The sequence below is a fragment of the Brevundimonas sp. genome, from assembly GCF_044336875.1.
Taxonomy (GTDB): domain Bacteria; phylum Pseudomonadota; class Alphaproteobacteria; order Caulobacterales; family Caulobacteraceae; genus Brevundimonas.
In genome coordinates this window covers 25,698-50,011 of sequence record NZ_JBIIOP010000022.1, presented here as the reverse complement: position 1 = coordinate 50,011, position 24,314 = coordinate 25,698, and the positions used below count along the sequence as shown (strand labels likewise).

Annotated in this window: 26 protein-coding genes; 18 read left to right on the top strand and 8 right to left on the bottom strand. The window is 68.4% G+C overall.

Annotated features, from left to right (window positions below):
• Window positions 1–240 precede the first annotated feature (240 nt).
• From ACIQ1T_RS17200 to uvrC, 5 genes are all read left to right on the top strand, one after another.
• On the top strand, window positions 241–720 hold the full coding sequence (locus ACIQ1T_RS17200) for an NUDIX domain-containing protein (protein ID WP_395945781.1): 480 nt from the start codon (window positions 241–243) through the stop codon (window positions 718–720).
• A gap of 51 nt (window positions 721–771) precedes the next feature.
• Window positions 772–1,641, top strand: a complete 870-nt coding sequence (locus ACIQ1T_RS17195) for an alpha/beta hydrolase (RefSeq protein ID WP_395945780.1) — start codon at window positions 772–774, stop codon at window positions 1,639–1,641.
• A 48-nt stretch (window positions 1,642–1,689) separates the two neighbouring features.
• Window positions 1,690–2,283, top strand: a complete 594-nt coding sequence (locus ACIQ1T_RS17190) for a hypothetical protein (protein WP_395945779.1) — start codon at window positions 1,690–1,692, stop codon at window positions 2,281–2,283.
• Window positions 2,284–2,343: 60 nt separating this feature from the next.
• Entirely contained in the window at window positions 2,344–2,790 is a 447-nt protein-coding gene (locus ACIQ1T_RS17185) for a DMT family transporter (protein WP_395945778.1), read from the top strand.
• Between the two features lie 199 nt (window positions 2,791–2,989).
• Window positions 2,990–4,870 (top strand): excinuclease ABC subunit UvrC, encoded by a 1,881-nt coding sequence (gene uvrC, locus ACIQ1T_RS17180; RefSeq protein WP_395945777.1) that lies wholly within the window; start codon window positions 2,990–2,992, stop codon window positions 4,868–4,870.
• Between the two features lie 3 nt (window positions 4,871–4,873).
• Here uvrC and ACIQ1T_RS17175 read toward each other — a convergent pair whose 3' ends face one another.
• Window positions 4,874–5,248 (bottom strand): PIN domain-containing protein, encoded by a 375-nt coding sequence (locus tag ACIQ1T_RS17175; RefSeq protein WP_395945776.1) that lies wholly within the window; start codon window positions 5,246–5,248, stop codon window positions 4,874–4,876.
• Between the two features lie 10 nt (window positions 5,249–5,258).
• On the bottom strand, window positions 5,259–5,495 hold the full coding sequence (locus tag ACIQ1T_RS17170; RefSeq protein ID WP_395945775.1) for an antitoxin: 237 nt from the start codon (window positions 5,493–5,495) through the stop codon (window positions 5,259–5,261).
• Window positions 5,496–5,564: 69 nt separating this feature from the next.
• Here ACIQ1T_RS17170 and ACIQ1T_RS17165 point away from each other — a divergent pair, with 69 nt between their 5' ends.
• The 5 genes from ACIQ1T_RS17165 (at window position 5,565) to ACIQ1T_RS17145 (ending at window position 10,212) form a co-directional block, all read left to right on the top strand.
• Complete coding sequence (locus ACIQ1T_RS17165) at window positions 5,565–6,188, top strand: carbonic anhydrase (protein WP_395945774.1); 624 nt, start codon at window positions 5,565–5,567, stop codon at window positions 6,186–6,188.
• A gap of 36 nt (window positions 6,189–6,224) precedes the next feature.
• Complete coding sequence (locus ACIQ1T_RS17160; RefSeq protein WP_395945773.1) at window positions 6,225–6,470, top strand: type II toxin-antitoxin system Phd/YefM family antitoxin; 246 nt, start codon at window positions 6,225–6,227, stop codon at window positions 6,468–6,470.
• A complete protein-coding gene (locus ACIQ1T_RS17155; RefSeq protein WP_395945772.1) occupies window positions 6,467–6,922 on the top strand; it encodes a PIN domain-containing protein in 456 nt (151 codons plus the stop codon). The genes ACIQ1T_RS17160 and ACIQ1T_RS17155 overlap by 4 nt, the downstream gene beginning before the upstream one ends.
• The gene (gene pgsA, locus ACIQ1T_RS17150; RefSeq protein ID WP_395945771.1) at window positions 6,919–7,566 is read left to right on the top strand and encodes a CDP-diacylglycerol--glycerol-3-phosphate 3-phosphatidyltransferase; all 648 of its coding nucleotides are present in this window, start codon (window positions 6,919–6,921) and stop codon (window positions 7,564–7,566) included. Before ACIQ1T_RS17155 ends, pgsA begins: the two co-directional genes overlap by 4 nt.
• A gap of 87 nt (window positions 7,567–7,653) precedes the next feature.
• Entirely contained in the window at window positions 7,654–10,212 is a 2,559-nt protein-coding gene (locus tag ACIQ1T_RS17145; RefSeq protein ID WP_395945770.1) for a response regulator, read from the top strand.
• On the opposite strand, the gene ACIQ1T_RS17140 is transcribed toward ACIQ1T_RS17145, so the two are convergent.
• Window positions 10,209–10,721 (bottom strand): TIGR02281 family clan AA aspartic protease, encoded by a 513-nt coding sequence (locus ACIQ1T_RS17140; RefSeq protein WP_395945769.1) that lies wholly within the window; start codon window positions 10,719–10,721, stop codon window positions 10,209–10,211. The genes ACIQ1T_RS17145 and ACIQ1T_RS17140 overlap by 4 nt on opposite strands.
• A 58-nt stretch (window positions 10,722–10,779) precedes the next feature.
• A complete protein-coding gene (locus ACIQ1T_RS17135; RefSeq protein ID WP_395945768.1) occupies window positions 10,780–10,947 on the bottom strand; it encodes a DUF1289 domain-containing protein in 168 nt (55 codons plus the stop codon).
• A 226-nt stretch (window positions 10,948–11,173) separates the two neighbouring features.
• Here ACIQ1T_RS17135 and ACIQ1T_RS17130 point away from each other — a divergent pair, with 226 nt between their 5' ends.
• Both ACIQ1T_RS17130 and ACIQ1T_RS17125 read left to right on the top strand, forming a co-directional pair.
• Window positions 11,174–11,326, top strand: a complete 153-nt coding sequence (locus tag ACIQ1T_RS17130) for a hypothetical protein (RefSeq protein ID WP_395945767.1) — start codon at window positions 11,174–11,176, stop codon at window positions 11,324–11,326.
• Window positions 11,327–11,440: 114 nt separating this feature from the next.
• Window positions 11,441–12,256 (top strand): crotonase/enoyl-CoA hydratase family protein, encoded by an 816-nt coding sequence (locus tag ACIQ1T_RS17125; RefSeq protein WP_395945766.1) that lies wholly within the window; start codon window positions 11,441–11,443, stop codon window positions 12,254–12,256.
• Window positions 12,257–12,268: 12 nt separating this feature from the next.
• On the opposite strand, the gene ACIQ1T_RS17120 is transcribed toward ACIQ1T_RS17125, so the two are convergent.
• Genes ACIQ1T_RS17120 through ACIQ1T_RS17110 form a run of 3 tightly spaced genes read right to left on the bottom strand, consistent with a single transcriptional unit; the run spans window position 12,269 to window position 15,232 of the window.
• Window positions 12,269–13,273, bottom strand: coding sequence for an HlyD family secretion protein (locus ACIQ1T_RS17120; RefSeq protein ID WP_395945765.1), 1,005 nt, complete (start codon window positions 13,271–13,273; stop codon window positions 12,269–12,271).
• Window positions 13,274–13,307: 34 nt separating this feature from the next.
• Window positions 13,308–14,063: an ABC transporter ATP-binding protein gene (locus tag ACIQ1T_RS17115; RefSeq protein WP_395945764.1), complete on the bottom strand. Its 756-nt coding sequence runs from the start codon at window positions 14,061–14,063 to the stop codon at window positions 13,308–13,310.
• Window positions 14,060–15,232: an ABC transporter permease gene (locus ACIQ1T_RS17110; protein ID WP_395945763.1), complete on the bottom strand. Its 1,173-nt coding sequence runs from the start codon at window positions 15,230–15,232 to the stop codon at window positions 14,060–14,062. Before ACIQ1T_RS17110 ends, ACIQ1T_RS17115 begins: the two co-directional genes overlap by 4 nt.
• 214 nt (window positions 15,233–15,446) lie before the next feature.
• Here ACIQ1T_RS17110 and ACIQ1T_RS17105 point away from each other — a divergent pair, with 214 nt between their 5' ends.
• From ACIQ1T_RS17105 to ACIQ1T_RS17080, 6 genes are all read left to right on the top strand, one after another.
• A complete protein-coding gene (locus ACIQ1T_RS17105) occupies window positions 15,447–17,540 on the top strand; it encodes a S46 family peptidase (protein WP_395945762.1) in 2,094 nt (697 codons plus the stop codon).
• A 223-nt stretch (window positions 17,541–17,763) separates the two neighbouring features.
• Window positions 17,764–19,842: a S46 family peptidase gene (locus tag ACIQ1T_RS17100; RefSeq protein ID WP_395945761.1), complete on the top strand. Its 2,079-nt coding sequence runs from the start codon at window positions 17,764–17,766 to the stop codon at window positions 19,840–19,842.
• The gene (locus ACIQ1T_RS17095; protein WP_395945760.1) at window positions 19,842–20,348 is read left to right on the top strand and encodes a GNAT family N-acetyltransferase; all 507 of its coding nucleotides are present in this window, start codon (window positions 19,842–19,844) and stop codon (window positions 20,346–20,348) included. The genes ACIQ1T_RS17100 and ACIQ1T_RS17095 overlap by 1 nt, the downstream gene beginning before the upstream one ends.
• Window positions 20,349–20,529: 181 nt before the next feature.
• Window positions 20,530–21,081 carry a TetR/AcrR family transcriptional regulator gene (locus ACIQ1T_RS17090; protein ID WP_395945759.1) on the top strand — a complete coding sequence of 184 codons (552 nt, stop codon included), beginning with the start codon at window positions 20,530–20,532 and terminating at the stop codon, window positions 21,079–21,081.
• Complete coding sequence (locus ACIQ1T_RS17085) at window positions 21,081–22,787, top strand: MFS transporter (RefSeq protein WP_395945758.1); 1,707 nt, start codon at window positions 21,081–21,083, stop codon at window positions 22,785–22,787. The genes ACIQ1T_RS17090 and ACIQ1T_RS17085 overlap by 1 nt, the downstream gene beginning before the upstream one ends.
• Window positions 22,788–22,810: 23 nt before the next feature.
• On the top strand, window positions 22,811–23,908 hold the full coding sequence (locus tag ACIQ1T_RS17080; RefSeq protein WP_395945757.1) for an HlyD family secretion protein: 1,098 nt from the start codon (window positions 22,811–22,813) through the stop codon (window positions 23,906–23,908).
• Between the two features lie 50 nt (window positions 23,909–23,958).
• Here the strand turns inward: ACIQ1T_RS17080 and ACIQ1T_RS17075 are convergent, their stop codons facing one another.
• On the bottom strand, window positions 23,959–24,204 hold the full coding sequence (locus ACIQ1T_RS17075; RefSeq protein ID WP_395945756.1) for a hypothetical protein: 246 nt from the start codon (window positions 24,202–24,204) through the stop codon (window positions 23,959–23,961).
• Window positions 24,205–24,314 lie beyond the last annotated feature (110 nt).

The following is a 24,314-nucleotide window of genomic DNA, read 5'->3' as shown; positions in this document are numbered from 1 at the left end:
GCCTTCCAGCGATCCCAGATTTCAGCCCGCTGGGCCGCCGAGTAATAGATCCGCCGCCGCTGCTTCATCGCCCACGCTCCATCTCCGAAGAAAAGTTAGCGTGTTGCGGTCACCGGTTGAGCCCACCACCCTTCCCAGACATTCCCAACGTCCGCTTCTGGACCCCGCCTCGCCGACACGGCACTAGTCGTGCCGATGAAGACGGTCGTCCGACCCGTCACGCTCTGGAGCAGGCGGATCATGAACTGGCGCATCCACGTCGAACCCTTCACCCGCCCTCTCTTTTTCGCCTGGTCGCGCCTGACGCGCGGCAAGACCCTGGGCGTCCGCGCCGTCGCCGTCGACGCCGAAGGCCGCGTCCTGATGGTCCGGCACACCTATGTCGCCGGCTGGTGGCTGCCCGGCGGCGGGGTCGACCGGGGCGAGACGACCCAGGCCGCCGTCCTGCGCGAACTGAAGGAAGAAGCCGGCCTGACTGTCCGCACGGCGCCGGTCCTGGTCTCGATCCATTCCAACGAGCGCTTCTTCCCCGGCGACCATGTGGTCGTCTTCCGTCTGGACGGCGTCGCGCCGGGCGACCTGGGCGACCGCACCAGCCACGGCGAGATCGCCGAGATCGGCTGGTTCTCCCCCTCCGCCCTGCCGGAAGACACCAACCGGGGCTGCCGCGCGCGTCTGGCCGAGATCTTCGACGGGGTACAAACCGATACAAATTGGTGAGCCGGAATCCCGCCTGCGCGGCGTTAGTCTGGGCGTAAGAAAGGACGCCCCATGCCCGTCTCCCGCCGCGCCGCCCTGCTGGGCCTGACCGCCGCCGCCCTCCCCTTGCCCGTCCTCGCGCAAGCCCGACTTCGCGACCGCCTGCAACGCCGGGGAACCTCGGGCCGCTCCGCCGTCGCCCCCGATCACAGCTACAGCTTCGGCCCCGACCCGCTGCAGACCTACGATCTCTACGCCGACCGGGGATCCGGCCCGATCCTGCTGTTTGTCCACGGCGGCGGCTGGTCGCGTGGCGAGCGGTCTATGGTCAGCGAACTGCCCGCCTACGCCGCCCGCCACGGCCTGACCCTGGCCTCGACCAGCTACCGCCTGGCCCCCGCCGTCAACGCCCGCGAGTCCGCCCTGGACGTCGCCGCCGCCGTCGCCGATCTGAAGCGCCGCCTGCCCGGCCGCCCCGTCTTCCTGCTGGGCCATTCGGCCGGCGCCCATCTGTCGGCCCTGGTCGGGGTCGATCCCGCCTATCTCGGCGCCGTGGGGCTGAAGCCGTCGGATCTGGCCGGGGTCATCCTGCTGGACGGCGCCGCCTATGACGCCACCGTCCCCCAGACCAGCGACCGGCTCGGCGCCTGGATGGGCGAGACCTTCGACCGGGCCTTCGGCGACCAGGCCGCCGCCCTGTCCCCGACCCTGCGCGTCCAGTCGGGTCGCACCTATCCCCCCTTCCTGATCTTCCACGTCGCCCGCCGTCAGGAATCCGCCGACCAGAGCCAGGGCCTCGGCCAGGCCCTGACCCGCGCCGGCGGCCACGCCCAGGTCGTCCCCGCCCCGGACGACAGCCACATGACAATCAACCGCGGCTTCGGCGCCGCCGGCGATCCCGAGGGCGAACGCGCCGCCCGCTTCATCGCCGCCGGGGGCTGACCCCGACCTACGTCCGTTCCTGACGCACCCGTGAGCGAACATCGGTCCATGACCGATCCAGCCCCCGCCTACCGCGTCCGCACATCCGACACCTGGGACCAGGCCCGCGACGCCTATCTGGAAGGCGAGGCGGCCGAGTCCGTCTGCCGCCGTTTCGGCCTGAGCCTCTCGGCCTTCCGCAAGCGCGCCAAGCTGGGCGGCTGGCGACGCGAGGACCAGGCCGACCCCGAACCCGTCGCGCCGGACGCCGAACGCCCCGTCCCCTTCCACGACTTCGCCCTGATGGCCGAGACCGCCAGACGCCGCGTCGCCCTGGCCCTGCTGGAGGGCCGCGCCGCCGAGGCCCTGCGCTGGCTGCGCCTGTTCGACACCCTGTCGGCGCGCGGCGAGGCGGACGCCCCCGCCACGGAAGAGGCCCCCGACGCGACCTCGGCGGAGACGACGGAAGTGCACGAAGTACACGAAATCCACCCTGTTTTTTCCGAATCCCCGGCCCAGCCCGCCCCGACGCCCGAACCGCGCCCCGCCCCGACCGAATCTGCGCCTGCGGCCCCTCCCCCGGCCGTCGTCGCCGTCCTGAACCGGGCCAAGCGCCGCCGCCAGAACCGCGCCGACCGCCAGCAGCACCGCTCCAGCGCCTGAACCGCCCCCTTGGCCAAGGTCCATCTCCGCAAGCCGCCGCCCGCGTGCTAACCGAAGGCCATGAACCCATCCCTGCTCGCCATCCTCGTCGTCGTCCTGGCCGGGGGCGCCACCGCCCTCCAGGCGCCGACCAACGCCCGGCTGGCCACGGCGGTCAGCTCGCCGGTCAACGCCGCCTTCATCTCCTTCGCGGTCGGGACTACGGTTCTGGGGATCCTCGCCGCCCTGCTGCATACCCGGCCCGACTTCACCGCTGCGCGCGCCCTGCCCTGGTACGCCTGGCTGGGCGGAGCCTATGGCGCCTGTTTCGTGGTCGCCGCCGCCTGGGCCGTGCCGCGCCTGGGCGTGGCCATGACCATCACCCTGATGGTCGGCGGCCAGCTGCTGCTCAGCCTGATCCTCGATCATTTCGGCGCCCTGGGCGTGCCGCAGCAGCCGCTGAACCTGGGCCGCGTCGCCGGCGTCACCCTGGTTCTGGCCGGCGTCCTTCTGGTCCGCCGGTCGTAGAACAAGACCCTCTCCCGCCTGCGGGGGAGGCGGCCCGGCGTCCGGCGCAGCCGGACCAGGGTCGGAGGGGGAAGTGTCGCCGGATCGCGAAACGCCCCCATCGTCACGCCGTGTCGCTGCGCGCCACGACGTGCTGCTTCCCCCACAAGCGGGGGAAGGTCTGTTCCGACCGCCCTCCAGACCCCCTATATCCAGTCCGATGACCGAGGAGACGCTCGATTCGAACCTGACGGCCGCCGCCCTGATCGCCGACGAGGCGCGCCGGGCGCCCGACAAGCCGGGCGTCTATCGCATGTACGGCGAGGACGGGTCGTGCCTGTACGTCGGCAAGGCCAAGTCGCTGAAGAAGCGGATCGTCCAGTACGCCCAGGGCCGTTTCCACACCCAGCGCATCGGCCTGATGGTGGCCCAGACCCGGTCCATGGAACTGGTCGTCACCGCCTCCGAGACCGAGGCCCTGCTGCTCGAATCCAACTTCATCAAGAAGCTGAAGCCCCGCTTCAACGTCCTGCTGCGCGACGACAAGTCCTTCGCCGAACTGATGATCCGCAGCGACCACCGCGCCCCCCAGGTGCGGAAACATCGCGGCGCCCACACCACGCCGGGCCAGTATTTCGGCCCCTTCGCCTCGACCTGGGCGGTCAATCACACCCTGAACACCCTGCAGAAGGCCTTCCTGCTGCGCTCCTGCTCGGACAGCGTCTACGAGACCCGCACCCGCCCCTGCATGCTGCACCAGATCAAGCGCTGCTCGGCCCCCTGCACCGGCCTGATTTCGCTTGAGGACTACGGCGAACTGGTCACCGAGGCCGAACAATTCCTGCGCGGCAAGTCGCGCGCCGTCATCGGCCGCCTGTCGCAGGAGATGCAGGCCGCCTCCGACGAGATGGACTTCGAACAGGCCGCCCGCGTCCGCGACCGCATCCGCGCCCTGTCGGCCATCTCGATGCAGAACTCGGTCAGCGCCGACAGCGTGGCGGAAGGCGACGTCTTCGCCCTGCACTCCGACGGCGGCCAGGCCTGCGTCCAGGTCTTCTTCTACCGCGCTGGCCAGAACTGGGGCGGCCGCGCCTATTTCCCCCGCGTGGACAAGTCCGACACGGACCCCGAGATCCTGGCCGCCTTCCTGGGCCAGTTCTACGAGGACAAGCCGATCCCGCGCCTGATCCTGTCCAACGTCCGCCCGCACGAGCTGGAGCTGCTGGAGGAGGCCTTCTCGATGAAGGCCGACCGCAAGGTCGAGATCGCCAAACCCCAGCGCGGCGAGAAACTGGCCCTGGTCGACCACGCCCTGACCAACGCCCGCGAGGCCCTGGGCCGCCGCCTGGCCGAGAGCTCGGCCCAGGGCAAGATCCTCGACGAAGTCTGCGAGGCCTTCGGTCTTGAGGCCCGCCCCGAGCGGATCGAAATCTACGACAACGCCCATATCCAGGGCACGAACGCAGTCGGCGGCATGGTCGTCGCCGGCCCCGACGGCTTCCAGAAATCCCAGTACCGCAAGTTCAACATCCGGGGCGAAGACCTGACGCCCGGCGACGACTACGGCATGATGCGCGAGGTGATGCGCCGCCGCTTCGCCCGCCTGGTCAAGGACGAGGAAGAGGGCGAGGCCAAGGGCGAGGATGTCGTCCGCCCCGACCTGCTACTGATCGACGGCGGCGCGGGGCAGTTGGCCGAGGTTCTGGCCGTCATGGCCGATCTGGGCGGTTTGGACGACATCGCCGTGGTCGGCGTCGCCAAGGGCCCGGACCGCGATGCGGGCATGGAGAAGTTCTTCATGCCCGGCAAGGCACCCTTCATGCTGCCGCTGAAGTCCCCGGCCCTCTACTACCTCCAGCGGCTGCGCGACGAGGCCCACCGTTTCGCCAACGGCGCCCACGCCAAGCGCCGCTCGATGGACATCAAGAAGAACCCGCTGGACGAGATCGAAGGCGTCGGCCCCGGCCGCAAGAAGGCCCTGCTCCATGCCTTCGGCTCGGCCAAGGCCGTCGGCCGCGCCTCGGTCGCCGACCTGGTCCAGGTCGACGGCGTCAGCCAGGCCCTGGCCGAACGCATCCACGCCTTCTTCAGGAAGGCGTAGAGGTCACCACTCCAGCAGGTTCAGGCCGGGAATGTCCCGAAAGTCTTCGCCGTTCATCGTCACGAGCATGGCTCCATCGACAAGCGCCTGGGCGGCGATCATCCGATCCAGCACCTTGCGTCGCGAGAAGCCGGTCGTGGCCAGTATGCGCCCATAGGCCGTCACGTCCCGCTGATCGAAAGGGCGAACTTCAACGGTTTCGAGCAGGGCAGCCAATCGCGCGCGTCGGATCTCGGCTTGTCCGTCAAGAACAAGCCCGGCCTCAAGCTCGACGAGGGTGATGATCGACAAGGCCAGAGCATCCTCCAGCGCACTGATCTGCTCGACCACGCCGTCGTCACCATCCCTCAGGTGAATCGCGACGCTGGTGTCCAGCATCAACAACGGATCACAGCCCCTTGCGTATCGGAGCGATAAACGGCGGTCGTTTCCCGATCTTCGACGGCTTGGGCAGAGCCTCGAGCTTGGCGATCATCTCCTGAATGGACAGACGCTTCGGCTTCATGGTCAGCACGTCGCCCTTGCGTTCAATTTCGACCTCGACGCCCGGCCCGAAGGAAACCTCCTTGGGAAGACGCACCGCATCGCTGTTGCCGCTACGAAATGTCCGACTGGTCACGGGCATGGCCGCCTCCTTCGTATATACGCGTATACACCTTTTCCGAACCCCGCCCAAGACGCTACACCGCCGCCCATGAGCACCCACGACGACGAACTGACCGCCGGCTACCGCCGCTTCCGCGCCGAACACTGGCCCGAGGCCCGAGCGGAATACGAGACCCTGGCCGACAAGGGCCAGAAGCCGCACACCCTGATCGTCGCCTGTTCCGACAGCCGCGCCGATCCGGCCCTGATCTTCGACGCCAAGCCGGGCGAGCTGTTCGTCGTCCGCAACGTCGCCAATCTGGTCCCGCCCTACGAGCCGGACGGCAAGCTTCACGGCGTCTCGGCCGCGCTTGAGTTCGGGGTCAAGGTTCTGGGCGTCAAGCGGATCGTCGTCATGGGCCACGCCCACTGCGGCGGGGTCAACGCCATGATCAAGGGCGCGCCGGACATCGTCGCCGACTTCGTCGCCCCCTGGATCGCCCAGGGCGTGCCCGTGGTCCAGCACGTCTGCGAAACCGCCGCCCCAGACCAGGTCGAACGCGCCGCCGAGGAAGCGGTCGTCCGCCTGTCGATCCGCAACCTGCGCACCTTCCCCTGGATCGCCGAGAAGGAAGCCGCCGGCCAGCTCACCCTGACCGGCCTGCATTTCGGCATCGCAGACGGCGTCCTGACCGCCCTGACCGAAAAGCCCCGGTTCGAACCCCTGACTTGATTTGCCAAAAGTAGTGAAAATCACTACTATCTAGGCATGGAACGCACCATCACCGCGACTGAGGCCAATCGCGACTTCTCGCGGATCTTCCGCGAGGTGGCGGCGGGCGAGTCCTATGTCGTCACCGCGCGGGGCAAGCCTCTGGTGCGGATGGAGCCGGCGAGTGCGGCGGTCGAGCCCGAGGATCAACGGGTCGCCCGTCTTCACGCCCTGATCGACGATCTCGCCGCTCTCCCTGCGCGCGCGCCCGGACGGATCACCCGCGAAGACGGCTACGCTTGAGACTGGCCCTCGACACCAATGTCCTGGGCTACGCCGCCGGAATCGGCGACGACGCGCCGAAACGCCGCCGTGCGGTGCAGGTTCTGAAGGCCACAGCGCACCAGGAGGTGGTCATCCCGACCCAGGTGGCGGGCGAGTTCTACAACATCCTGACCCGCAAGGGTGGGCATCCCCCCAAGATCGCCCGCAAGATCGTCGAGGACTGGACCACAGGCGTCGGCCTGACCGCCCATTCGGCGGAGACGATGGCGACAGCCCTGGAAGGCGCCGCCTTTTTCAACCTGCAGATCTGGGACGCCCTGATCCTGACCATCGCCGCCGAAGCCGGCTGCAACCTCCTGCTTTCCGAAGACATGCAGGACGGCTTCGTCTATCGAGGCGTCACCGTCGCCAATCCGTTCGCGGAGACGCCACACCCCCTGCTCGCGTCCCTGCTGGAGACCCTGTCATGACCGCGCATCCGCACCGCGCCAATCCGATCCCGAACATCCTGACCGGCATCCGCCTGTTCGCCGGGGTGGTCATGTTCGCCATGATGGCCGGTGCGGCGCCGGGGGCGCTGGACGCCTGGCTGTCGCCGGAGACGCAAGGCCGGTTCGGGATCTGGGCCTTCTGGATCTTCGTCATCGCCGCCTCGACCGACTGGGTCGACGGCTTCCTGGCCCGGCGCTGGAACGCCACCACCCGCTGGGGCGCCATCCTGGACCCCATCGCCGACAAGGTGCTGATCACCGGCGCCATCCTGGGCGTCCTGGCCTCGGGCTCCCTGCCGGGCATCGCCCTGCCCTGCGGCCTGATCCTGTTCCGCGAATTCGCCGTCTCGGCCCTGCGCGAGACCATGGCCGGCCGCATCGAACTGCCGGTCACCCTGGCCGCCAAGTGGAAGACCACGGTGCAGATGGTGGCCCTGGCCGCCCTGCAACTGACCCTGCTGTGGAGCGCCTTCGGCCTGCAGGAGCCGGACGGTTCCCCCCTGGCCTGGCAGGCGCCGTTCGAGTCCTTCGCCGTCTTCCTGATCTGGTTCGCCGCCGTCATCACCCTGTGGACCGGCTGGCAGTATTTCCGCGAGGCCATGCGCCAGATGCGGGACCTCTGACCGGCGTTTCCAAGGCCGCGCTTGACACCGGACCGCCGACCCCGCACTCGACCTGACCATTCAGGGTTTCCGGGGAAAATCGCATTCATGACCCTTATCGGCGGCGGCGCGTGCGGTGATCTGGTTCGGGCCTTCGACTGGTCGAAGACCTCCCTGGGGCCGATCGACGCCTGGTCCGCCGAACTGCGGACCACCGTGTCCAATGTGGTCAACTCGCCGGTCGCCAAGGTGCTGATGTGGGGGCCCGACCACATCATGATCTACAACGACGCCTATATCGCGATCGCCGGCGCCTATCACCCGCGGGCCATGGGCGGCACGGTGCCGGGCATCTGGCCCGAGATCTGGGACTGGAACAGCCGCATCCTTGAAGCCGGCTTCAGGGGCGAGGTCCTGTCCTACCGCGACCAGCCGATGACGCTGAGGCGGGCCGGCGCGCCGGAAGAGGTGATGTTCGACCTCTTCTACACCCCCGTCTATGGATCGGACGGCGTGGTCGGCGGCGTCCTCTGCACCGTCATCGAAAACACCGAGAAGGTCGCGGCCCAACGCCAGGCCCTGCGGGTCGCTAACGAATTCAAGACCATCACCGACGCCCTGCCCGTCCTGATCGCCTTCATCGACCAGGACCACGTCTATCGGTTCGCCAACAGCTTCTATCGCGACTGGGTCGGCGCCGATCCCGAGGCCATGGTCGGCCGCCATGTCTGCGACGTCGTGGGCGAGCGGGTCTATGAGCAGCGCCTGCCCCTGATCCGGCGCGCCATGGGCGGCGAAGCCCTGGTCGTCGACAGCTTCATGCCGCACAAGGACGGGACGGACCGCCGGGCGGAGGTCCGCTACATTCCCCGTCTGAACCATGACGGCGCCGTGGACGGCATCCATGTCCTGGTCTTCGACATCGAGGAACGGGCCCAGCGTCAGGAAGACCTGCAGCGTCAGGTCCGCCACCGCGAGCGGGCCGAGGAGCAGCTGCGTCACCTGAACGAGACGCTGGAGGCCCGCGTCGTCGCCGAGATCGAGGAACGCCGCCGCGCCGAGGCCTCGCTGGTCCAGGCCCAGAAGATGGAGACCATCGGCAAGCTGACCGGCGGCGTCGCCCATGACTTCAACAACCTGCTTCAGGTGGTGTCCGGCAATCTTCAGCTGCTGTCGCGCGACGTGGTCGGCAACGAGCGGGCCGAGGCCAAGATCGCCAACGCCATGGCCGGGGTCTCGCGCGGCGCCAAGCTGGCGGCCCATCTGCTGGCCTTCGGCCGCCGCCAGGCGCTGGAGCCCAAGGTGGTCAACCTGACCCGGCTGGTGCGCGACATCGACGACATGCTGCGTCGGGCCATCGGCGACGGGGTCGAGGTCGAGACCGTCGTCGGCGGCGGTCTGTGGAACACCTTCATCGACCCGGCTCAGGTCGAGAACGCCGTGCTGAACCTGGCGATCAACGCCCGCGACGCCATGGACGGCCAGGGGCGCCTGACCATCGAACTGGGCAACGCCCTGCTCGACGACGACTACGCCCGGATCCACGACGAAGTGACAGCCGGCCAATATGTCATGCTGGCGGTCACCGACACCGGCGCAGGCATGTCGCCCGAGATCATCGAGAAGGTGTTCGAGCCCTTCTTCTCGACCAAGGCCGAGGGCAAGGGATCGGGCCTGGGCCTGTCGATGGTCTATGGCTTCGTCAAACAGTCGGGCGGCCACATCAAGATCTATTCCGAGCCCGGCCACGGCACGACGATCAAACTCTACCTGCCCCGCGCCCTGGCGGCCGAGGATCTGGAAGTGACGGTCGACAACGGTCCCGTCGAGGGCGGCGCCGAGACCGTCCTGGTCGTCGAGGACGACGCCGAGGTGCGCGCCACGGTGATCGAGATGCTGGGCGACCTGGGCTATCGCGTCCTGCGCGCCACCGATCCCGACAGCGCCCTGAACGTGATCGAGAGCGGCGTGGCCATCGACCTGCTGTTCACCGACGTCGTCATGCCCGGCTCGATGAAGAGCCCCGAGATGGCGCGCCGCGCCCGCGAACGCCTGCCCGACGTCGCCGTCCTGTTCACCTCCGGCTATACCGAGAACGCCATCGTCCACGGCGGCCGTCTGGACGCCGGGGTCGACCTGCTGGGCAAGCCCTATACGCGCGAGCAACTGGCGCGGAAGGTCCGCCACGTCCTGGCCAACCAGCAGCAACGCAACCAGGCCCGCGCCGCCACGGCCACGACCGAAACCCCGTCAGCCGTCCCGTCGTCCGGGGATCGACTGTCGCCGACCCCCATGGTTCTGCTGGTCGAGGACGACGCCCTGATCCGCGCCGCCACGGCCCAGATGCTTCAGGATCTCGGCGCCTCGGTGCTGGAGGCCGGCAGCGCGGAAGAGGCCCTGTCGGCCTTGCAGACCGCGCCGATCGACGTGCTGGTGACCGACCTGAACCTGCCGGGCGTGTCCGGCGCGGTCCTGGCCGAACGGGCGCATACCCTGTCGCCGTCCATCGGCCTGGTCTTCGCCACGGGCGATACCGAGGCGCCGCACGATCCGGCGCTCGGCGTCGTCCTGTTGCGCAAGCCCTATGACGAAGCCGGTCTGGCCCAGGCTCTGGCGACCGCTCGCGCCGCTGGACGCGCCCGCGCGACGCGCGAAGGGGTCTCTTAAGGGCGCAGCGTGAGGCCGGCGGGGGTGGCCTCGAAGGCCGACAGCCGACCCAGGAAGCTCATGCCCAGCAGGGAGTAGGCCAGCCCCTCCTCGACCACCAGGGCCTCGACCTTGTCGACGCGGGCGCCGGCGACCGAGATGGTCTTCAGCTCGACCGGCGCGGCGCGGACGACGCCCGAGGCCGTCTGGACCTTGCCGGTGAAATCCTCAGGCGCCGGATCGACGCCCAGTCGGCGCGCGTCGGCGCGGGTCAGGGCCACGACGCTGGCGCCGGTGTCCACCAGCACCTGAACGGCGCGACCGTCGATCTTGGCCTGGGCCCAATAGTGTCCGTCCGGCCCCTTGACCACCTGGGCGGCCGAGCCCGAGGCGCGCGCGGGCGCGACCTGGACGGTCGCGGCCATGGCGGCGTCGGAGCCGTCGAGATGCCGGATGGTCGCGGCGGTGGCGAACGAGGCCACGAGGGCGACGGCGAGAACGGCTACAGACTGCAGGTCGATGCGGATCATGGATCCTGCATATCCATCGCAGGTTGGAATGCGATGAAACGACGTGGCTGACGAAACCTTAAGCCTCGCCCAGCTTGGCCGGGTCCACCCGCGATCGCCGCGACGGCAGGTCGGCCATCACCGCCGCACGTTCGTCGTCGCTCAGCGCGCGCCAGCCGGCGATCTCCTTCAGAGTGCGGAAGCAGCCCAGACACAGACCGCTGTCGCCGTCGACGGCGCAAACCATGACGCATGGCGTGGCGATCGCCTTGGGCGGTCCGGCGGGGCGGCCAGAGGGTGCGCCTGGATCGGTCAATGTGACGCCATCACGAAATATACTCCGGACCCTGAGGGATAAATTTGCAATTTCCGCAAAATTGATTATCTTGGCCTCTGACGCGAAACGACTGAGGGTGGAATCCCCAGAGGTACGACGCGTCTCTTTTCATCGTTCTGCGAAAGGAGACGCCAAGATGAACGATAAGGAGCGTAACCTCCAACACGCCATGATGTCCTTTGCCCTGTGGGGCGGGATGCTGGTCAATAGTCGGCATATGCCGTCGAACTCCGGGCGGGCGGTCAGCCATCCGTCCAACTTCGTACCCTATACGATCAAGAAACGCTGACGGCCGACAGGTCCGATGCTGCGGAAGCCCCGGTTCAAGCCGGGGCTTTTGCAATTCCGGACTTGCCTCTCGTCGCGTCTGCGGTCGATGACGGACGAAACGACGGAGAGACGCATGGGCCTGATCGACGAACAGAGGCTGATCGCCGAAGAAAGACGGGGCGACATCCTGATCTGGACGCTGGACCGCGAGGCGCGGCTCAACGCCCTGCCGGACCTGACCGACGGCGACGAATTCGCCGCCGCCTGCGCCCGCGCCAATGATGATCCGACGGTGAAATGCGTCGTCCTGACCGGGGCCGGTCGGGCCTTCTCAGCCGGGGGCGACCTGACCGCCATGCGCGATCGACGCGACCTGTTCGAGGGATCGGGCGCCCAGATCCGCGACCGCTATCGCCGCGTGGTCCACCGGATCGTGCGCTCCCTCTATGATCTGGAGATGCCGCTGCTCTCGGCCGTCAACGGCCCGGCCATGGGGCTGGGCTGCGGCATCGCCGCCACCGCCGACATCCGCATCGCCTCGGAGCGCGCCAGTTTCGGCGTGCCCTTCCTGAAGCTGGGCATCATTCCCGGAGACGGGGGCGCCTGGCGGCTGCCGCGCGACGTCGGCTACGCCCGCGCCGCCGAAATGCTGTTCACCGGACGCAGCATCGACGCCGAGACGGCGGAACGCTGGGGTCTGGTCAACCGGGTCGTGCCGCACGACCGGCTGATGGACGAGGCCCTGATCACCGCCGGCCAGATCGCAGCCCAACCGCCCCAGGCCCTGCGCATGGCCAAGACCCTGATGCGCCAGGGCCGTGACCAGACCTTCGAACAGATCCTGGAGCTGTCGGCCGCCATGCAGGCCCTGGCCCATCTGACCGAAGACCATCTGGAAGGCGTCAACGCCGTGCTGGACAAGCGGCCGGGTGACTTCTCCGGCCGCTGATCCGTCTTCGCCTTACTGGGCGCGCATCGCCTGATTGGGGCCGACGCCGGTCGTCACGGCGCGCTTGGCCCCGGCGGTCTCACCCGGTTTCATGAACTTGACCAGCACCCGCTGGCCGATCAGCAGGGGCGCGTCGCCGGCCGAGGCCACGACTTCCACCACCCGCTCGTCGGTGCGTTGCGAGGGATCGTCCGAGGCCAGTTTGCGGGCGCCGAACACGGCCGCCCGACGCATCACCGCGCCGATATAGACCTTGGTGGTGTCGCCTTCCGGCGTGATCTCGACAGCCTGACCGTCACGCAGATTCGGCAGGTCGCTCTCGACCACCTCGGCGCGGACGATGCGCGGGGCCTCGGGCTCCAGATCGAACATGGTCGAGACATTCAGGGTCGAGGCGCCGGCGCCGGGATTGGCGTAGCGACGCACGATCCGGCCGGCGCTGGGCGCGCGGATGACGGTCAGTTCCTGATCATAGCGGGCCTGGTCCAGCTGGGCGCGGGCGGTCTGGACGGCGGCGGTCTGCGACCCCAGCCGCGCCTGGGCCGTGGCGATGGCGTCCTGGGCCTGGTCCATCCGCTGGGCGGCGACGAAGTTGGTGGCGACCAGGCGCTGCAGACGTTCCTGCTCACGCTGGGCGGTGCGGATGTCGACGCGGATCTGGGCCAGCTGGCTCTCGGCCTGGGCCACGGCGGCCTGGGCGCTCTGGACGGCCAGACGCGGTTCGTCGTCCTCCTGACGGGCCAGGATCTGGCCGGCGACGACGCGGTCGCCTTCCTGCACCAGAACCTCGCGCACGATGCCGCCGCGACGGGCCGCGATCTGGATGATGCCGCCCTCGACATCGACCTTGCCGTTGGCGATCGCCGCATAGGGGCTTTCGACCTTGGTCGCCGCCGCCTTTTCCTGCTCGACCTTCTTGGTCTTGGCGGCCGACTGGAACAGCATGAAGCCGACCACCAGCACGATCACCAGCAGCAGGCCGATCCAGGTGCGTTTTTTCTTCAGAAAGCCGGGCATTGGCGTCTCGTCCTAAGCGATGTCGTCGTTATGTTCAGTGGGACGCCAGGATGGCGTTCGGATCGGGTATGCGGCGCTGGTCGTCCAGGATCTTGCCGTCCTCGATATGGATGACCCGGTCCGCCCAGGCCTCCAGGCGCGGGTCGTGGGTCACGCAGATCACAGCGGCGCCGTGTTCGGTGGCGGCGCGGCGCAACAGTTTGATCACCACCTGGCCGTTCTCGCCGTCCAGGGCCGAGGTCGGTTCGTCGGCGAACAGGATCTTGGGATCCTTGGCCAGGGCGCGGGCGATGGCGACCCGCTGTTTCTCGCCGCCGGACAGGGCCGCCGGCCGCTGGTGCAGGCGATGGCCCAGGCCGACCTCTTCCAGGGCGACGGTGGCGCGCTTCTTCGCCTGACCGGCCGTCAGCCCCTGGAACTTCAGCACGGTCTCGACCTGCTGCAGCGCCGTCAGCGACGGGAACAGGTTGAAGCCCTGGAAGATGAAGCCGCAATTATCCAGCCGGAACTTGTCGATCCGACCCGAGGAGTATTTCCACAGATCGTCGACATCCAGGGCGTCCACCCGCCCCTCCTCCGGCTTCAGCAGACCCGACAGGGCGGCGATCAGGGTCGACTTGCCCGAGCCCGACGGTCCCATGACCATGGTCAGGTCGCCGTGCCGCGCATCGAAATCGACGCCCTTCAGCACCTCGACCCAGGCCTTGCCGGACTTGAACCGCTTGACCAGACCCTTGGCCTCAATGGCGAAGTCGCCGTGCTTGCCGTGAACCTTCGTATGGATGTTCATCGCAGCAGATCCGCCGGTTGGCTGTTCTTGAGGATGCCCAGCGACAGCAGGCCGGACACCATGGCGATCAGGATCAGCCCCACGCCCACCACGAACAGCAGGCTGAACGGCAGGGCGATGATCACCGCCCCCAGCTTGGCCAGCAGCGACACCAGCCAGGTCAGGAAGATCGCCGCGAACACGCCCACCACTCCGACCCAGAAGCTCAGTTCGACCACGATCCGGCGCAGCGAGCCCATGCCGACGCCCAGGGCGCGCAGCGAGGCGAACTCCTTGATATTGGCCATGATGGCGCCGCGCAGGGTCTGCCAGGTGATGGCCACGCCGATGATGATCCCCAGCACGACGCAGCCGCCGATGATGATGACCAGTATCCCTTCCTCGAACATGGCGCCGGCGTTGGCCTCGGCCAGTTGCGACTTGGTCCAGGCCTTCCACTGACCATTGCCCATGGCGTTCAGCTGGGCGACGACGATGGGGGCGCGGGCCGGATCGCGCAGCTTGATCATCAGCGGCCCGACGCGCGGACCCGTGTCGGCCTGCCCCAGCATCCGCAGGGTGTCGCGCGACATGACCACGCCCGGCTGCATCATGTTGGGATAGCCGCGCGTCACCCCGACGACGGTCACGGTCTGGCCGTTGTACAGGGCCTTGTCGCCCAGTTTGACGCCCAGGGTGCCCAGGGCCGTCTCGTCCACCGCCACGGTGTAGGGCTGGCGCAGGGCGTCGACCAGTTCCTGCGAATAGTCGGTCGGAATGGTCACCGAACCCGGACGGGTGTCGATGATGCTGGTCTGGACGAACTTCTGGCGCGGCGCGCCCTGGCGGGCGTTGTCGGCCTGGTTCTTGGTCGGGTCGACGTTCTTGATGTTCTGGAAGGTGCCGCCGGCGCCGTCCAGCGGCATGACTTCGGTCACCTCGGGGTGGTTGTAGGCCAGCGGAATGAAACGGCGCGGCACGCCCGACGGCCCGTTGATCAGGCTCTTGGCGCCCGGCTGCAGGATGAAGATGTCCGCACCCGACCGTTCGATGGTCGCGGTGAACCCCTTGCCGATGCCGATGAAGACACCGGTCATGGCCAGGACCAGCAGACCCGACAGGGCCAGGGCCATGACCGCCGCCATATAGCGGCGCCACTCGAACAGCAGCGTAGATAGCGCAAGCGACATGGTCGTCGATAAACCCCCGGTATGGCGTCTATCTGAGCGCGAGCCGCCTCACGGCCAAGTTAAATCGGGGTAAGGCTTGTTAAGACCCGCGACGTTGCGCCCGGAAAATCAGGGGACTAAGGCGGCGTCTGCCTCTTGGCGGCGCTCGTGAAACGGCGCTAGTTACAAGATAACAGGCGGGACAGGCTCGTTCCGCGCACGGAGAAGATCCCGAATGTCCCTGCCGTCCCTTCGTCTCACCGCCTCGCTGGCCGCCCTCGGCGCCGCGACGGTCGTCCTGTCCGCCCCCGCGACCCCGGCCCGTGCCGACGAAGGCATGTGGACCTTCGACAACTTCCCCATCGCGACGGTGAACGAGAAGTACGGCACCAACATCGACCAGGCCTGGCTGGACCGGGTCCGCAACGCCGCCGTCCGCCTGCAGGGCTGCTCGGCCTCTCTGGTCTCGGGCGAAGGCCTGATCCTGACCAACCACCACTGCGTCGTCTCCTGTGTCCAGGACCTGTCCTCGGCCGACAACGACTATGTCAAGAACGGCTGGATGCCCGCCACCCGCGAGGACGAGAAGAAATGCCCCGGCCAGACGGCCGAGATCCTGACCGACATCATCGACGTGACCGACCGTGTGGTCGGCGCCGGCGCAGGGCTTGAGGGCGCCGCCTTTGTCCAGGCCCGCGCGGCCGAGATCGACAAGATCCAGAAGGAGACCTGCGGCGACGACCAGAAGCTGACCTGCCAGGTCATCAGCTTCTACCGCGGCGGCCAATACAAGCTCTACAAGTTCCGCAAGTACGACGACGTGCGCCTGGTCTTCGCGCCCGAGTTCCAGGCGGCCTTCTTCGGCGGCGACCCGGACAATTTCAACTTCCCCCGCTACGCCCTGGATGCCGGTTTCCTGCGCATCTACGAGGACGGCAAGCCGGTCGCCACGCCGAACCACCTGACCTGGAACGCCAATGCGCCCAAGGAAGGCGACGTCACCTTCGTCGCCGGCAACCCCGGCTCGACCTCGCGCCTGCTGACCGTGGCCCAGCTGGAGGCCCTGCGCGACCAGCAGATGCCCCTGACCCTGATCCAGTCGTCGGAACTGCGCGGCCGTCTGGTCGAATATGCGACCACCGGCGAAGAGGCCAAGCGCGTCACCGTCGACCCACTGTTCGGCCTGGAGAACAGTTTCAAGGTCTTCTACGGCCAGCAGGGCGCCCTGACCGATCCGGCCTTCATGGCTACGAAGCGGTCGGAAGAACAGGAGTTGCGCCAGCGCGTCGCCGCCGACGCGGCCCTGGCCCAGCGTATCGGTGATCCGTGGGCCGATCTGGAGCGCGTCTCGGCCGCCCAGCGCGACCTCTACCTGCCCTATCGCCAGCTGGAATCGGCCGCCGGCCAGCGGTCGCAACTCTATTCCTACGCCCGCTCGATCGTCCGCGCCTCGAAGGAACGGGCCAAGCCGGTGACTGAGCGTCGCGCCGGATACTCTGACGCCGACATCGCCTCCCTGGGCCGCCGCCTGGCGACCGAGGTTCCGATCTCGACCGATCTGGAGAAGATCTTCGTCGACTTCTGGCTGTCCAAGACCCGCGAATATCTGACCGTCGACAACGCCAACGTGAAGGCCCTGCTGGGAACCGAGAGCCCGGCCCAGGTCGCCGAACGTCTGATCGACGGCACCCGTCTGGCCGACCCGGCCTTCCGCGCCCAGGCCCTGGCCATGACGCCGGAGCAGCTGGCCGCCTCGGGCGATCCTCTGATCCAGTTCGTCCTGGCCAATGACGACGCGGCCCAGGCCGTCCGCACCCAGTGGGAATCCGCCGTGTCCGGCCCGACCAGCCGCGCCGGCGAGAAGATCGCCCAGGCCCGGTTCGCGGTTTACGGCACCAACCTGTATCCCGATGCGACCTTCAGCCTGCGCCTGTCCTATGGCCAGGTGAAGGGCTGGACCTATCGCGGCGTGACGGTGACGCCCTTCACCGAGATCGGCGGCCTGTATCAGCGCAACACCGGCGCCGAGCCCTTCAACGCCGCCGAGGACTGGATGGCGGCCGAGGACAAGGTCAACAAGTCGACCGTCTATGACTTCGTCTCGACCAACGACATCATCGGCGGCAACTCGGGTTCGCCCGTGATCAACGCCAAGGGCGAAGTCATCGGCGCCGCCTTCGACGGCAACATCCACTCGCTGGGCGGCAGCTTCGGCTACGATCCGGAACTGAACCGCACGGTGACGGTCTCGACCGCCGCCATCACCGAAGCCCTGCGCACCGTCTACAACCAGCCGCGCCTGCTGCGCGAACTGGGCGTGCGTCGCTAAGACGAGAGCGTCTCCTCCCCATCGCTTGTGATGGGGAGGGGGACCGCCCCCGGGTCTCGCCTTCGGCGAGCCCGAGGACAGGCTCCGCGGTGGAGGGGCTCTTCACCACCGCACCGGCGTCTGTAATGTATTCAAGAGCCCCTCCGTCACGGCGCTGAAGAAGCGCCGCGCCACCTCCCCATCCGCTGCGCGGACAGGGAGGAGACTTCAAGGACACCGCCCCATGCGCCTCGCCCTCCTCGCCTCCGCCGCCGTTCTCGCCTTCGCCGCCGCCTCCTCGGCCAGCGCGGAGGAAGGCATGTGGACCTACGACAACTTCCCCATCGCCCGCGCCAACGCGACCCTGGGCACGAACATCGACCAGGCCTTCCTGGACCGGGTGCGTCTGTCGTCGGTCAAGTTCGGCGGCTGTTCGGCCGGGGTCGTGTCCGGCCAGGGGCTGGTGATGACCAACAACCACTGCGTCGCCACCTGCGTCGCCAACCTGTCCACACCACAGGTCAACTACGCCGAGACCGGCTTCACCCCGAAATCGCGCGAGGAAGAGCTGAAATGCCCCGGCGCCACGGCCGAGATCCTGACCGAAATCTCCGACGTCACCGAGCGGATGCACAAGGCCGGCGAAGGGCTTGAAGGCCAGGCCTTCACCCAGGCGCGCGAGGCCGAGGCCGGCCGGATCGAGACGGAGGCCTGCGGAAACGATCCCAAGATCCGCTGCCAGGTCGTCAGCCTGTACCGGGGCGGCCAGTTCAAGCTCTACAAGTTCCGCAAATATTCCGACGTCCGCCTGGCCTGGGCGCCCGAGGACCGGGCCGCCACCTTCGGCGGGGATCTGGACAACTTCTCCTTCCCCCGGTTCGCCATCGATGCGGCCTTCATCCGCCTGTACGAGGACGGAAAGCCGGTCGAGACCCCGACCCATTTCACCTGGAACCCCGCCAAGCCGACCGAGGGCGAGGCCGTCTTCATCACCGGCAATCCCGGCTCGACCCAGCGCCTGCTGACCATGGATCAGCTGACCACCATCCGCGACGTGGTCCTGCCTCTGGATCAGCTGATCGCCTCCGAACTGCGCGGCCGCCTGATCCGCTTTGCCGAAGAGGGCGAGGAACAGGCCTTTATCGCCATGGACCCGATCGTCGGTCTGGAGAACACCTACAAGCGCGGGCGCGGCCGGATGGCCGCCCTGATCGACCCGAACTTCATGGCGACCAAGGCCGCCGCCGAAGTGGACTTCATGCAGCGCTACGCCGCCTCCAACGGTGAAGGCGCCGATCCGTGGGGCAGGCTGGAGGCCATCCAGCCCGCCGCCCGCGAACTGTATCCGGTCACGGCCCTGCTGGAGGGCGGCACGGGCATGGGCACCACCTCGGTCGCCGGCGGATCGTCCCTGTTCCAGTGGGCGCGGGCCATCGTGCGCGGCGCCCAGGAGCGGACCAAGCCGTCCGACCAGCGCCTGTCCGAGTTCGCCGACAGCCGCCTGCCCGCCGTCCAGTCCGGCCTGTTCGCCGAACGCCCGACCTATCCGGCGCTGGAGCAGATCCGTCTGGAATGGTGGCTGTCCAAGACCCGCGAATGGCTGACCGTCGACAGCCCGCACGTCCGCGTCCTGCTGGGCAAGGAAAGCCCCGAGGAGCTGTCCGCCCGCCTGATCGCCGGCACCAAACTGGCCGATCCCGCCGTGCGCCGCGCCCTGTGGGAGGGCGGTCTGCCCGCCGTCCAGGCCTCGACCGATCCGCTGATCCAGTATGTCCTGGCCATCGACGCCGACGCCCGCGCCGTCCGCGCGGAATGGCGCGACAAGGTCGACGGTCCGACCGCCCGCGCCTCGGAGCAACTGGCCGCCGCCCGTTTCGCCGCCTATGGCGACGCCGTCTATCCGGACGCCACCGGCACCCTGCGTCTGACCTATGGCCAGGTCGAAGGCTCGGACGTGCCGGGACAGCGCTTCGGCGCCTTCACCACCTTCGCCGGCCTGTGGGACCGGGCCACCGGCGCCGAACCCTTCGCCGTCGCGCCGAAACTGCTGGCGGCGAAAGACCGGATCGACCCGAACGCCGTGATGGACATGGCCGTCTCGTCAGACACCATCGGCGGCTCGTCCGGCTCGCCCGCCGTCAATGCGAAGGGCGAGATCATCGGGGCGAACTTCGACTCCACCGTCCTGACCCAGCGCAACGCCTACGGCTACGACCGCAATGCGAACCGCAGCGTCATCGTCACCACCCAGGCCGTGACCGTGGCCCTGCGCGACGTCTACGGCATGGACCATCTGGTCGAGGAGCTGGGCGTCTCGCGCTGATGCAACCGACCTTCCGCGCGGCGACGTCTGACGATGTCGCCGCCCTCCACCCTCTGATCGAGCGCGCCTATCGCGGCGAGACGGCCAAGGCCGGCTGGACGCACGAGGCGGATCTGCTGTTCGACGACCGCACCAGTCCCGACGAACTGGCGGCCCTGATCGCCGATCCCGACCGGGTCATCCTGCTGGCCCACCACGGAGACCGGCTGATCGGCTGCGTCCAGATCGCCCGCGCGGGTCAGGATCTGGCCTATCTGGGCATGCTGACGGTCGATCCGTCGCTGCAGGCGGCCGGTCTGGGCCGACGTCTGCTGGCCGCCGCCGAGGCCGAGGCGGTCGCCCGCTTCGCCGCCCGCCGCATGGAGATGACCGTCATCCATCGCCGCGCCGAGTTGATCGCCTGGTACGAACGGCGCGGCTATGCCCCCACCGGCGAGACCCGCCCCTTCCCCGTTGCGCCGCCTCGCCCCGAGCTTGCATTCGTCGTGTTGGAAAAGGCGCTCTGAGATCCCCGCCCCGTCATCCTAGGCACAAGGCCTAGGATGACGAGCAGTTGGTGAATGACGCACCAGACGGTCGCGAACGACGCCTTCCCGGAAACTCCCCCCCAATTTCCACACGAAATCAGCGAAAGAGTTGCGTCGCCCCTTGCAAAGCGGACACCATTGTCCATTTAAGCGCGTCATCATGTCGCGCCCCATCCGAAAAGACGCCCTGCAGAACCGCGCCGCCGTGCTGGAGGCCGCGCGCGCGGTCTTCGCCGACCAGGGGCTGGACGCGCCTCTGGACCTGATCGCGGAAAAGGCCGGGGTCGGGCGCGGCACCCTGTATCGCCATTTCGCCGACCGCACCGAACTGGCCCTGGCCGTGCTTGAGGCGGATGTCGCCGAACTGGGCCGACGCACCGCCGAACAGGGGGATGATCCGCAAGTCTTCTTCTGGTTCCTGGACGAGCTGGCCGAACACATGATCCGCAACGCCGGCCTTGCCGGGGTGGTGCGGAACGTCCGTTCGCCCGACGCGCTTACTCCCCTGCGGCAGCGCTTGATGGAGGCGGGCGCCGCGCCGTTGGAGCGGGCCCAGGCCGCCGGTCTGGTGCGGGAGGATCTGCGGCCGATGGACATCCGTCTGATCGCCACCGTGCTGGGCGCCGGCTTCCAGGGCGCCGACGAGGACGAACGTCGCGCCGTCTCGGCCCGTATCCGCGCCATCCTGCTCGACGGCGTGAAGGTCCGCTGATGGCCCGCCGTCTCGACCACAACTGGCATCTGCCGTGGGACCAGTATGTCGCCACGCTGAAGCCGCACGAACTGCCCCAGTTGCCGGGCTCGCCCGCCACGCCCGACTTCCCCGGCTGGCTGCGCATCCAGTACGCCCTGACCGGCTTCCTGGTGGCCATGGTGGGGTCGATGGGCAACGCCGCCGTCACCGCCAATATCACCAGCCTGCAGGGCTCGCTGGGCATCACCCTGACCGAGGCGGCCTGGCTGCCCGTGGTCTTCGTCATGACCAACGCCTGTATGAACCTGATCCTGGTCAAGTTCCGCCAGCAGTACGGCCTGCGCCTGTTCACCCAGATCTGCCTGGGCGCCTTCGTGGCCACCTGCGCCGCCCACCTGGTGGTCGACAACTATGAGTCCACCCTGGTCGTGCGCGGCGCGGCCGGCATGGCGGCGACGGGCCTGTCCAGCCTGGGCTTCCTCTACATGATCCAGGCCTTCCCGGCGAAACACCGGCTCAAGGGGCTGGTCATCGGCATCGGCCTGTCCAGCTTCGCCGTGCCGATCTCGCGCCTGGTCATGCCGACCCTGCTGGAGTTGAACGACTGGAAGGCCTTCTACACCTTCGAGCTGGGCATGGCTCTGCTGGCCTGGGCCGCCGTCCAGGTGCTGCGCCTGCCCCCGTCGGAACGGCTGAAACTGTTCGAGCCGCTGGACTTTCTGACCTTCGCCCTGTTCGCGCCGGGCGTGGCCCTGCTGACGGCCGCCATCGGCCTGGGGCGGATCGTCTGGTGGACCGAGGCCGCCTGGATCGGCTGGGCCCTGGCCGGGTCCATCCTCCTGCTGACCGCCGCCCTGGTGATCGAGCACAACCGCAAGAACCCGCTGATCAACACCCGGTGGCTGACCGGGCCGGACGTGCTGCGTCTGTTCGGCGCCGTCTTCCTGATCCGGATCACCCTGTCGGAACAGACCTCGGGCGCCGTGGGCTTCCTGACCGTGGTCGGCCTGGGGCCGGACCAGTTGCACGGCTTGTTCGCCCTGATCCTGCTGGCCATGGTCGCCGGCACGGCCGTCAGCGCCCTGACCCTGAACCTGGCCAAGCTGAACAAGCCCATCGCCATCGCCCTGGGCCTGATCGCCATCGGCGCCTTCATCGACAGCCACGCCACCATCCTGACCCGCCCGGCCCAACTCTATTTCAGCCAGGGCCTGATCGCCTTCGCCTCGGCCATGTTCGTCGGCCCGGCCCTGCTGATCGGCGTCGGCAAGGTGCTGCAGCAGGGGCCGCGCAACCTGATCAGCTTCATCGTCATGTTCAGCGTGCTCCAGAACGTCGGCGGCCTGGCCGGCAGCGCCCTGGTCGGCACGGTCCAGATCGTGCGCGAGAAATTCCACTCCAACGAACTCGCCGCCGGGATCACCGGCATGGATCCCCAGGTCGCCCAGCGCATGGCCCAACTGTCCGGCGCCTACAGCCACGTCATCAGCGACCCCGCCCTGCTCAAGGCCGAGGGCGTGGCCCTGCTCAGCCGCCAGGTGACGCAACAGGCCAATATACTGGCCTACAATGACGTCTTCCTGATGATCGCCGTCCTCGCCGGCCTGGGCTGCGCCTGGGTGTCGGCCATCCATCTGCGTCCCCGTTTCAAAGCCCGCGCCCAGGCCCGCCGCGACGCCCAAAACGCCACAAATCAGGCCGCCGCCGCCGCCGCCATAGACTGACCCCGAAAGCCCCCTGCATTCCGATGACCGACACCACCGCCCCCGCCGCCCCTCAGCCTGCTCCCGCCCCCGCTCCGGCCGCGCCTGAACCCCGCAAGCGCGTCCTCTGGGCCGTGGTCGCGGGCGCGGTCGCCCTGCTGGCGGTGGCCCTGGTGCTCTACGCCTGGCAACTGCCGCCCTTCACCGGCCATATCCAGCGCACCGACAACGCCTATGTCCGCGGCCAGGTCACCCTGATCAGCCCCCAGGTCAGCGGCTATGTGACCGAGGTTCCGGTCCAGGATTTCCAGACGGTCCAGCAGGGCCAGTTGCTGGCCCAGGTCGACGACCGCATCTATCAGCAGCGGGTCGAACAGGCTCAGGCCAATCTGCATTCGGCCGAGGTCGCCCTATCCAACTCGACCCAGACCCAGGCCTCGGCGCGCGGGACCGTGGCCCAGCAGCGCGCCTCGATCGCCGCCGCCCAGGCCACCCTGACCCGCGCCCAGGCCGACGCCGACCGCGCCCGCACCCTGAAGGCGGGCGGCTGGGTGTCCCAGTCCAATGTCGACATCGCCGTCGCCGCCCTGCGCAGCGCCCAGGCCCAGGTCGCCCAGGCCCAGGCCGCCGAGGGCGTGGCCCAGACCGGCGTCACCTCGGCCGTGGTCGGGCGCGACAGTCTGGCCGCCGCCGTCGAGAACGCCCGCGCCGCCCTGCGCCTGGCCCAGATCGACCTGGCCAACACCCGGATCGTCGCCCCCCGCCCCGGCCGACTGGGCGAGGTGGGCGTGAGGCAGGGCCAGTATGTCACCGCCGGCGCCCAGTTGATGGGCCTGGTGCCCGATGTCGTCTGGATCACGGCGAACCTGAAGGAGACCCAGATGCGCAACATCCGCATCGGTCAGCCGGTCGAGATCACGGTCGACGCCCTGGGCGGCCAGAGCCTGAGCGGCCGCGTCGAACGCATCGCCCCCGCCGCCGGCAGCGAGTTCAGCGTCATCCGCCCCGACAACGCCACCGGCAATTTCACCAAGGTCGCCCAGCGCATTCCCGTCCGCATCCGCATCGATCCGGGCCAGGAGGCGGCGCAACGTCTGGCGCCGGGTATGTCGGTGGTGGCGCGGGTGAATACGGCGGGCTGAGCCCGCCCGCTAAGCGGGCAGGTCGCACCGGCCCTCTGGTCAGGCGGCGCTCAGGCCCTGCGGGGCGACAGCCGCGCCGCAAGCATGTGGACCTCGTGGGCCCGCATCCGTTCGAAATTGCCCAGGCCCAGGGCCAGGGCGCGCAGCACCTCGACCTGTCTCGTCTGTTCGGGATGTTGCGGAAGGGCGGGCTCCACACGCGCCAGCTCCGCATCCAGTTCGGCCATCATATGGGCCAGCACGCCGTCGTTCATCTCGTCCTCCATCACGCCACGGACCGAGGACGGTTGAAGCACGAACGGAACATAACGGGAACATGGAATCGGAACGCGCTTGTGGACGGCCGTCGTCTTTCAGATGCGAAAAAGGGCCGGCGACGGATCGCGCGGCCCCTCGAAGCGGCGAC

What these genes read in the sequence shown, in the direction of transcription:
- ACIQ1T_RS17195 (WP_395945780.1), top strand. Translation starts at nt 772, where the DNA reads ATGCCCGTCTCCCGCCGCGCCGCCCTGCTGGGCCTGACCGCCGCCGCC.
- ACIQ1T_RS17090 (WP_395945759.1), top strand. Translation starts at nt 20,530, where the DNA reads ATGTCGCGCCCCATCCGAAAAGACGCCCTGCAGAACCGCGCCGCCGTG.
- ACIQ1T_RS17165 (WP_395945774.1), top strand. Translation starts at nt 5,565, where the DNA reads ATGAGCACCCACGACGACGAACTGACCGCCGGCTACCGCCGCTTCCGC.
- uvrC (WP_395945777.1), top strand. Translation starts at nt 2,990, where the DNA reads ATGACCGAGGAGACGCTCGATTCGAACCTGACGGCCGCCGCCCTGATC.
- ACIQ1T_RS17140 (WP_395945769.1), bottom strand. Translation starts at nt 10,721, where the DNA reads ATGATCCGCATCGACCTGCAGTCTGTAGCCGTTCTCGCCGTCGCCCTC.
- ACIQ1T_RS17085 (WP_395945758.1), top strand. Translation starts at nt 21,081, where the DNA reads ATGGCCCGCCGTCTCGACCACAACTGGCATCTGCCGTGGGACCAGTAT.
- ACIQ1T_RS17105 (WP_395945762.1), top strand. Translation starts at nt 15,447, where the DNA reads ATGTCCCTGCCGTCCCTTCGTCTCACCGCCTCGCTGGCCGCCCTCGGC.
- ACIQ1T_RS17145 (WP_395945770.1), top strand. Translation starts at nt 7,654, where the DNA reads ATGACCCTTATCGGCGGCGGCGCGTGCGGTGATCTGGTTCGGGCCTTC.
- ACIQ1T_RS17125 (WP_395945766.1), top strand. Translation starts at nt 11,441, where the DNA reads ATGGGCCTGATCGACGAACAGAGGCTGATCGCCGAAGAAAGACGGGGC.
- ACIQ1T_RS17175 (WP_395945776.1), bottom strand. Translation starts at nt 5,248, where the DNA reads ATGCTGGACACCAGCGTCGCGATTCACCTGAGGGATGGTGACGACGGC.
- ACIQ1T_RS17170 (WP_395945775.1), bottom strand. Translation starts at nt 5,495, where the DNA reads ATGCCCGTGACCAGTCGGACATTTCGTAGCGGCAACAGCGATGCGGTG.
- ACIQ1T_RS17095 (WP_395945760.1), top strand. Translation starts at nt 19,842, where the DNA reads ATGCAACCGACCTTCCGCGCGGCGACGTCTGACGATGTCGCCGCCCTC.
- ACIQ1T_RS17080 (WP_395945757.1), top strand. Translation starts at nt 22,811, where the DNA reads ATGACCGACACCACCGCCCCCGCCGCCCCTCAGCCTGCTCCCGCCCCC.
- ACIQ1T_RS17200 (WP_395945781.1), top strand. Translation starts at nt 241, where the DNA reads ATGAACTGGCGCATCCACGTCGAACCCTTCACCCGCCCTCTCTTTTTC.
- ACIQ1T_RS17120 (WP_395945765.1), bottom strand. Translation starts at nt 13,273, where the DNA reads ATGCCCGGCTTTCTGAAGAAAAAACGCACCTGGATCGGCCTGCTGCTG.
- ACIQ1T_RS17160 (WP_395945773.1), top strand. Translation starts at nt 6,225, where the DNA reads ATGGAACGCACCATCACCGCGACTGAGGCCAATCGCGACTTCTCGCGG.
- ACIQ1T_RS17100 (WP_395945761.1), top strand. Translation starts at nt 17,764, where the DNA reads ATGCGCCTCGCCCTCCTCGCCTCCGCCGCCGTTCTCGCCTTCGCCGCC.
- ACIQ1T_RS17135 (WP_395945768.1), bottom strand. Translation starts at nt 10,947, where the DNA reads ATGGTTTGCGCCGTCGACGGCGACAGCGGTCTGTGTCTGGGCTGCTTC.
- ACIQ1T_RS17190 (WP_395945779.1), top strand. Translation starts at nt 1,690, where the DNA reads ATGACCGATCCAGCCCCCGCCTACCGCGTCCGCACATCCGACACCTGG.
- ACIQ1T_RS17185 (WP_395945778.1), top strand. Translation starts at nt 2,344, where the DNA reads ATGAACCCATCCCTGCTCGCCATCCTCGTCGTCGTCCTGGCCGGGGGC.
- ACIQ1T_RS17115 (WP_395945764.1), bottom strand. Translation starts at nt 14,063, where the DNA reads ATGAACATCCATACGAAGGTTCACGGCAAGCACGGCGACTTCGCCATT.
- pgsA (WP_395945771.1), top strand. Translation starts at nt 6,919, where the DNA reads ATGACCGCGCATCCGCACCGCGCCAATCCGATCCCGAACATCCTGACC.
- ACIQ1T_RS17130 (WP_395945767.1), top strand. Translation starts at nt 11,174, where the DNA reads ATGAACGATAAGGAGCGTAACCTCCAACACGCCATGATGTCCTTTGCC.
- ACIQ1T_RS17110 (WP_395945763.1), bottom strand. Translation starts at nt 15,232, where the DNA reads ATGTCGCTTGCGCTATCTACGCTGCTGTTCGAGTGGCGCCGCTATATG.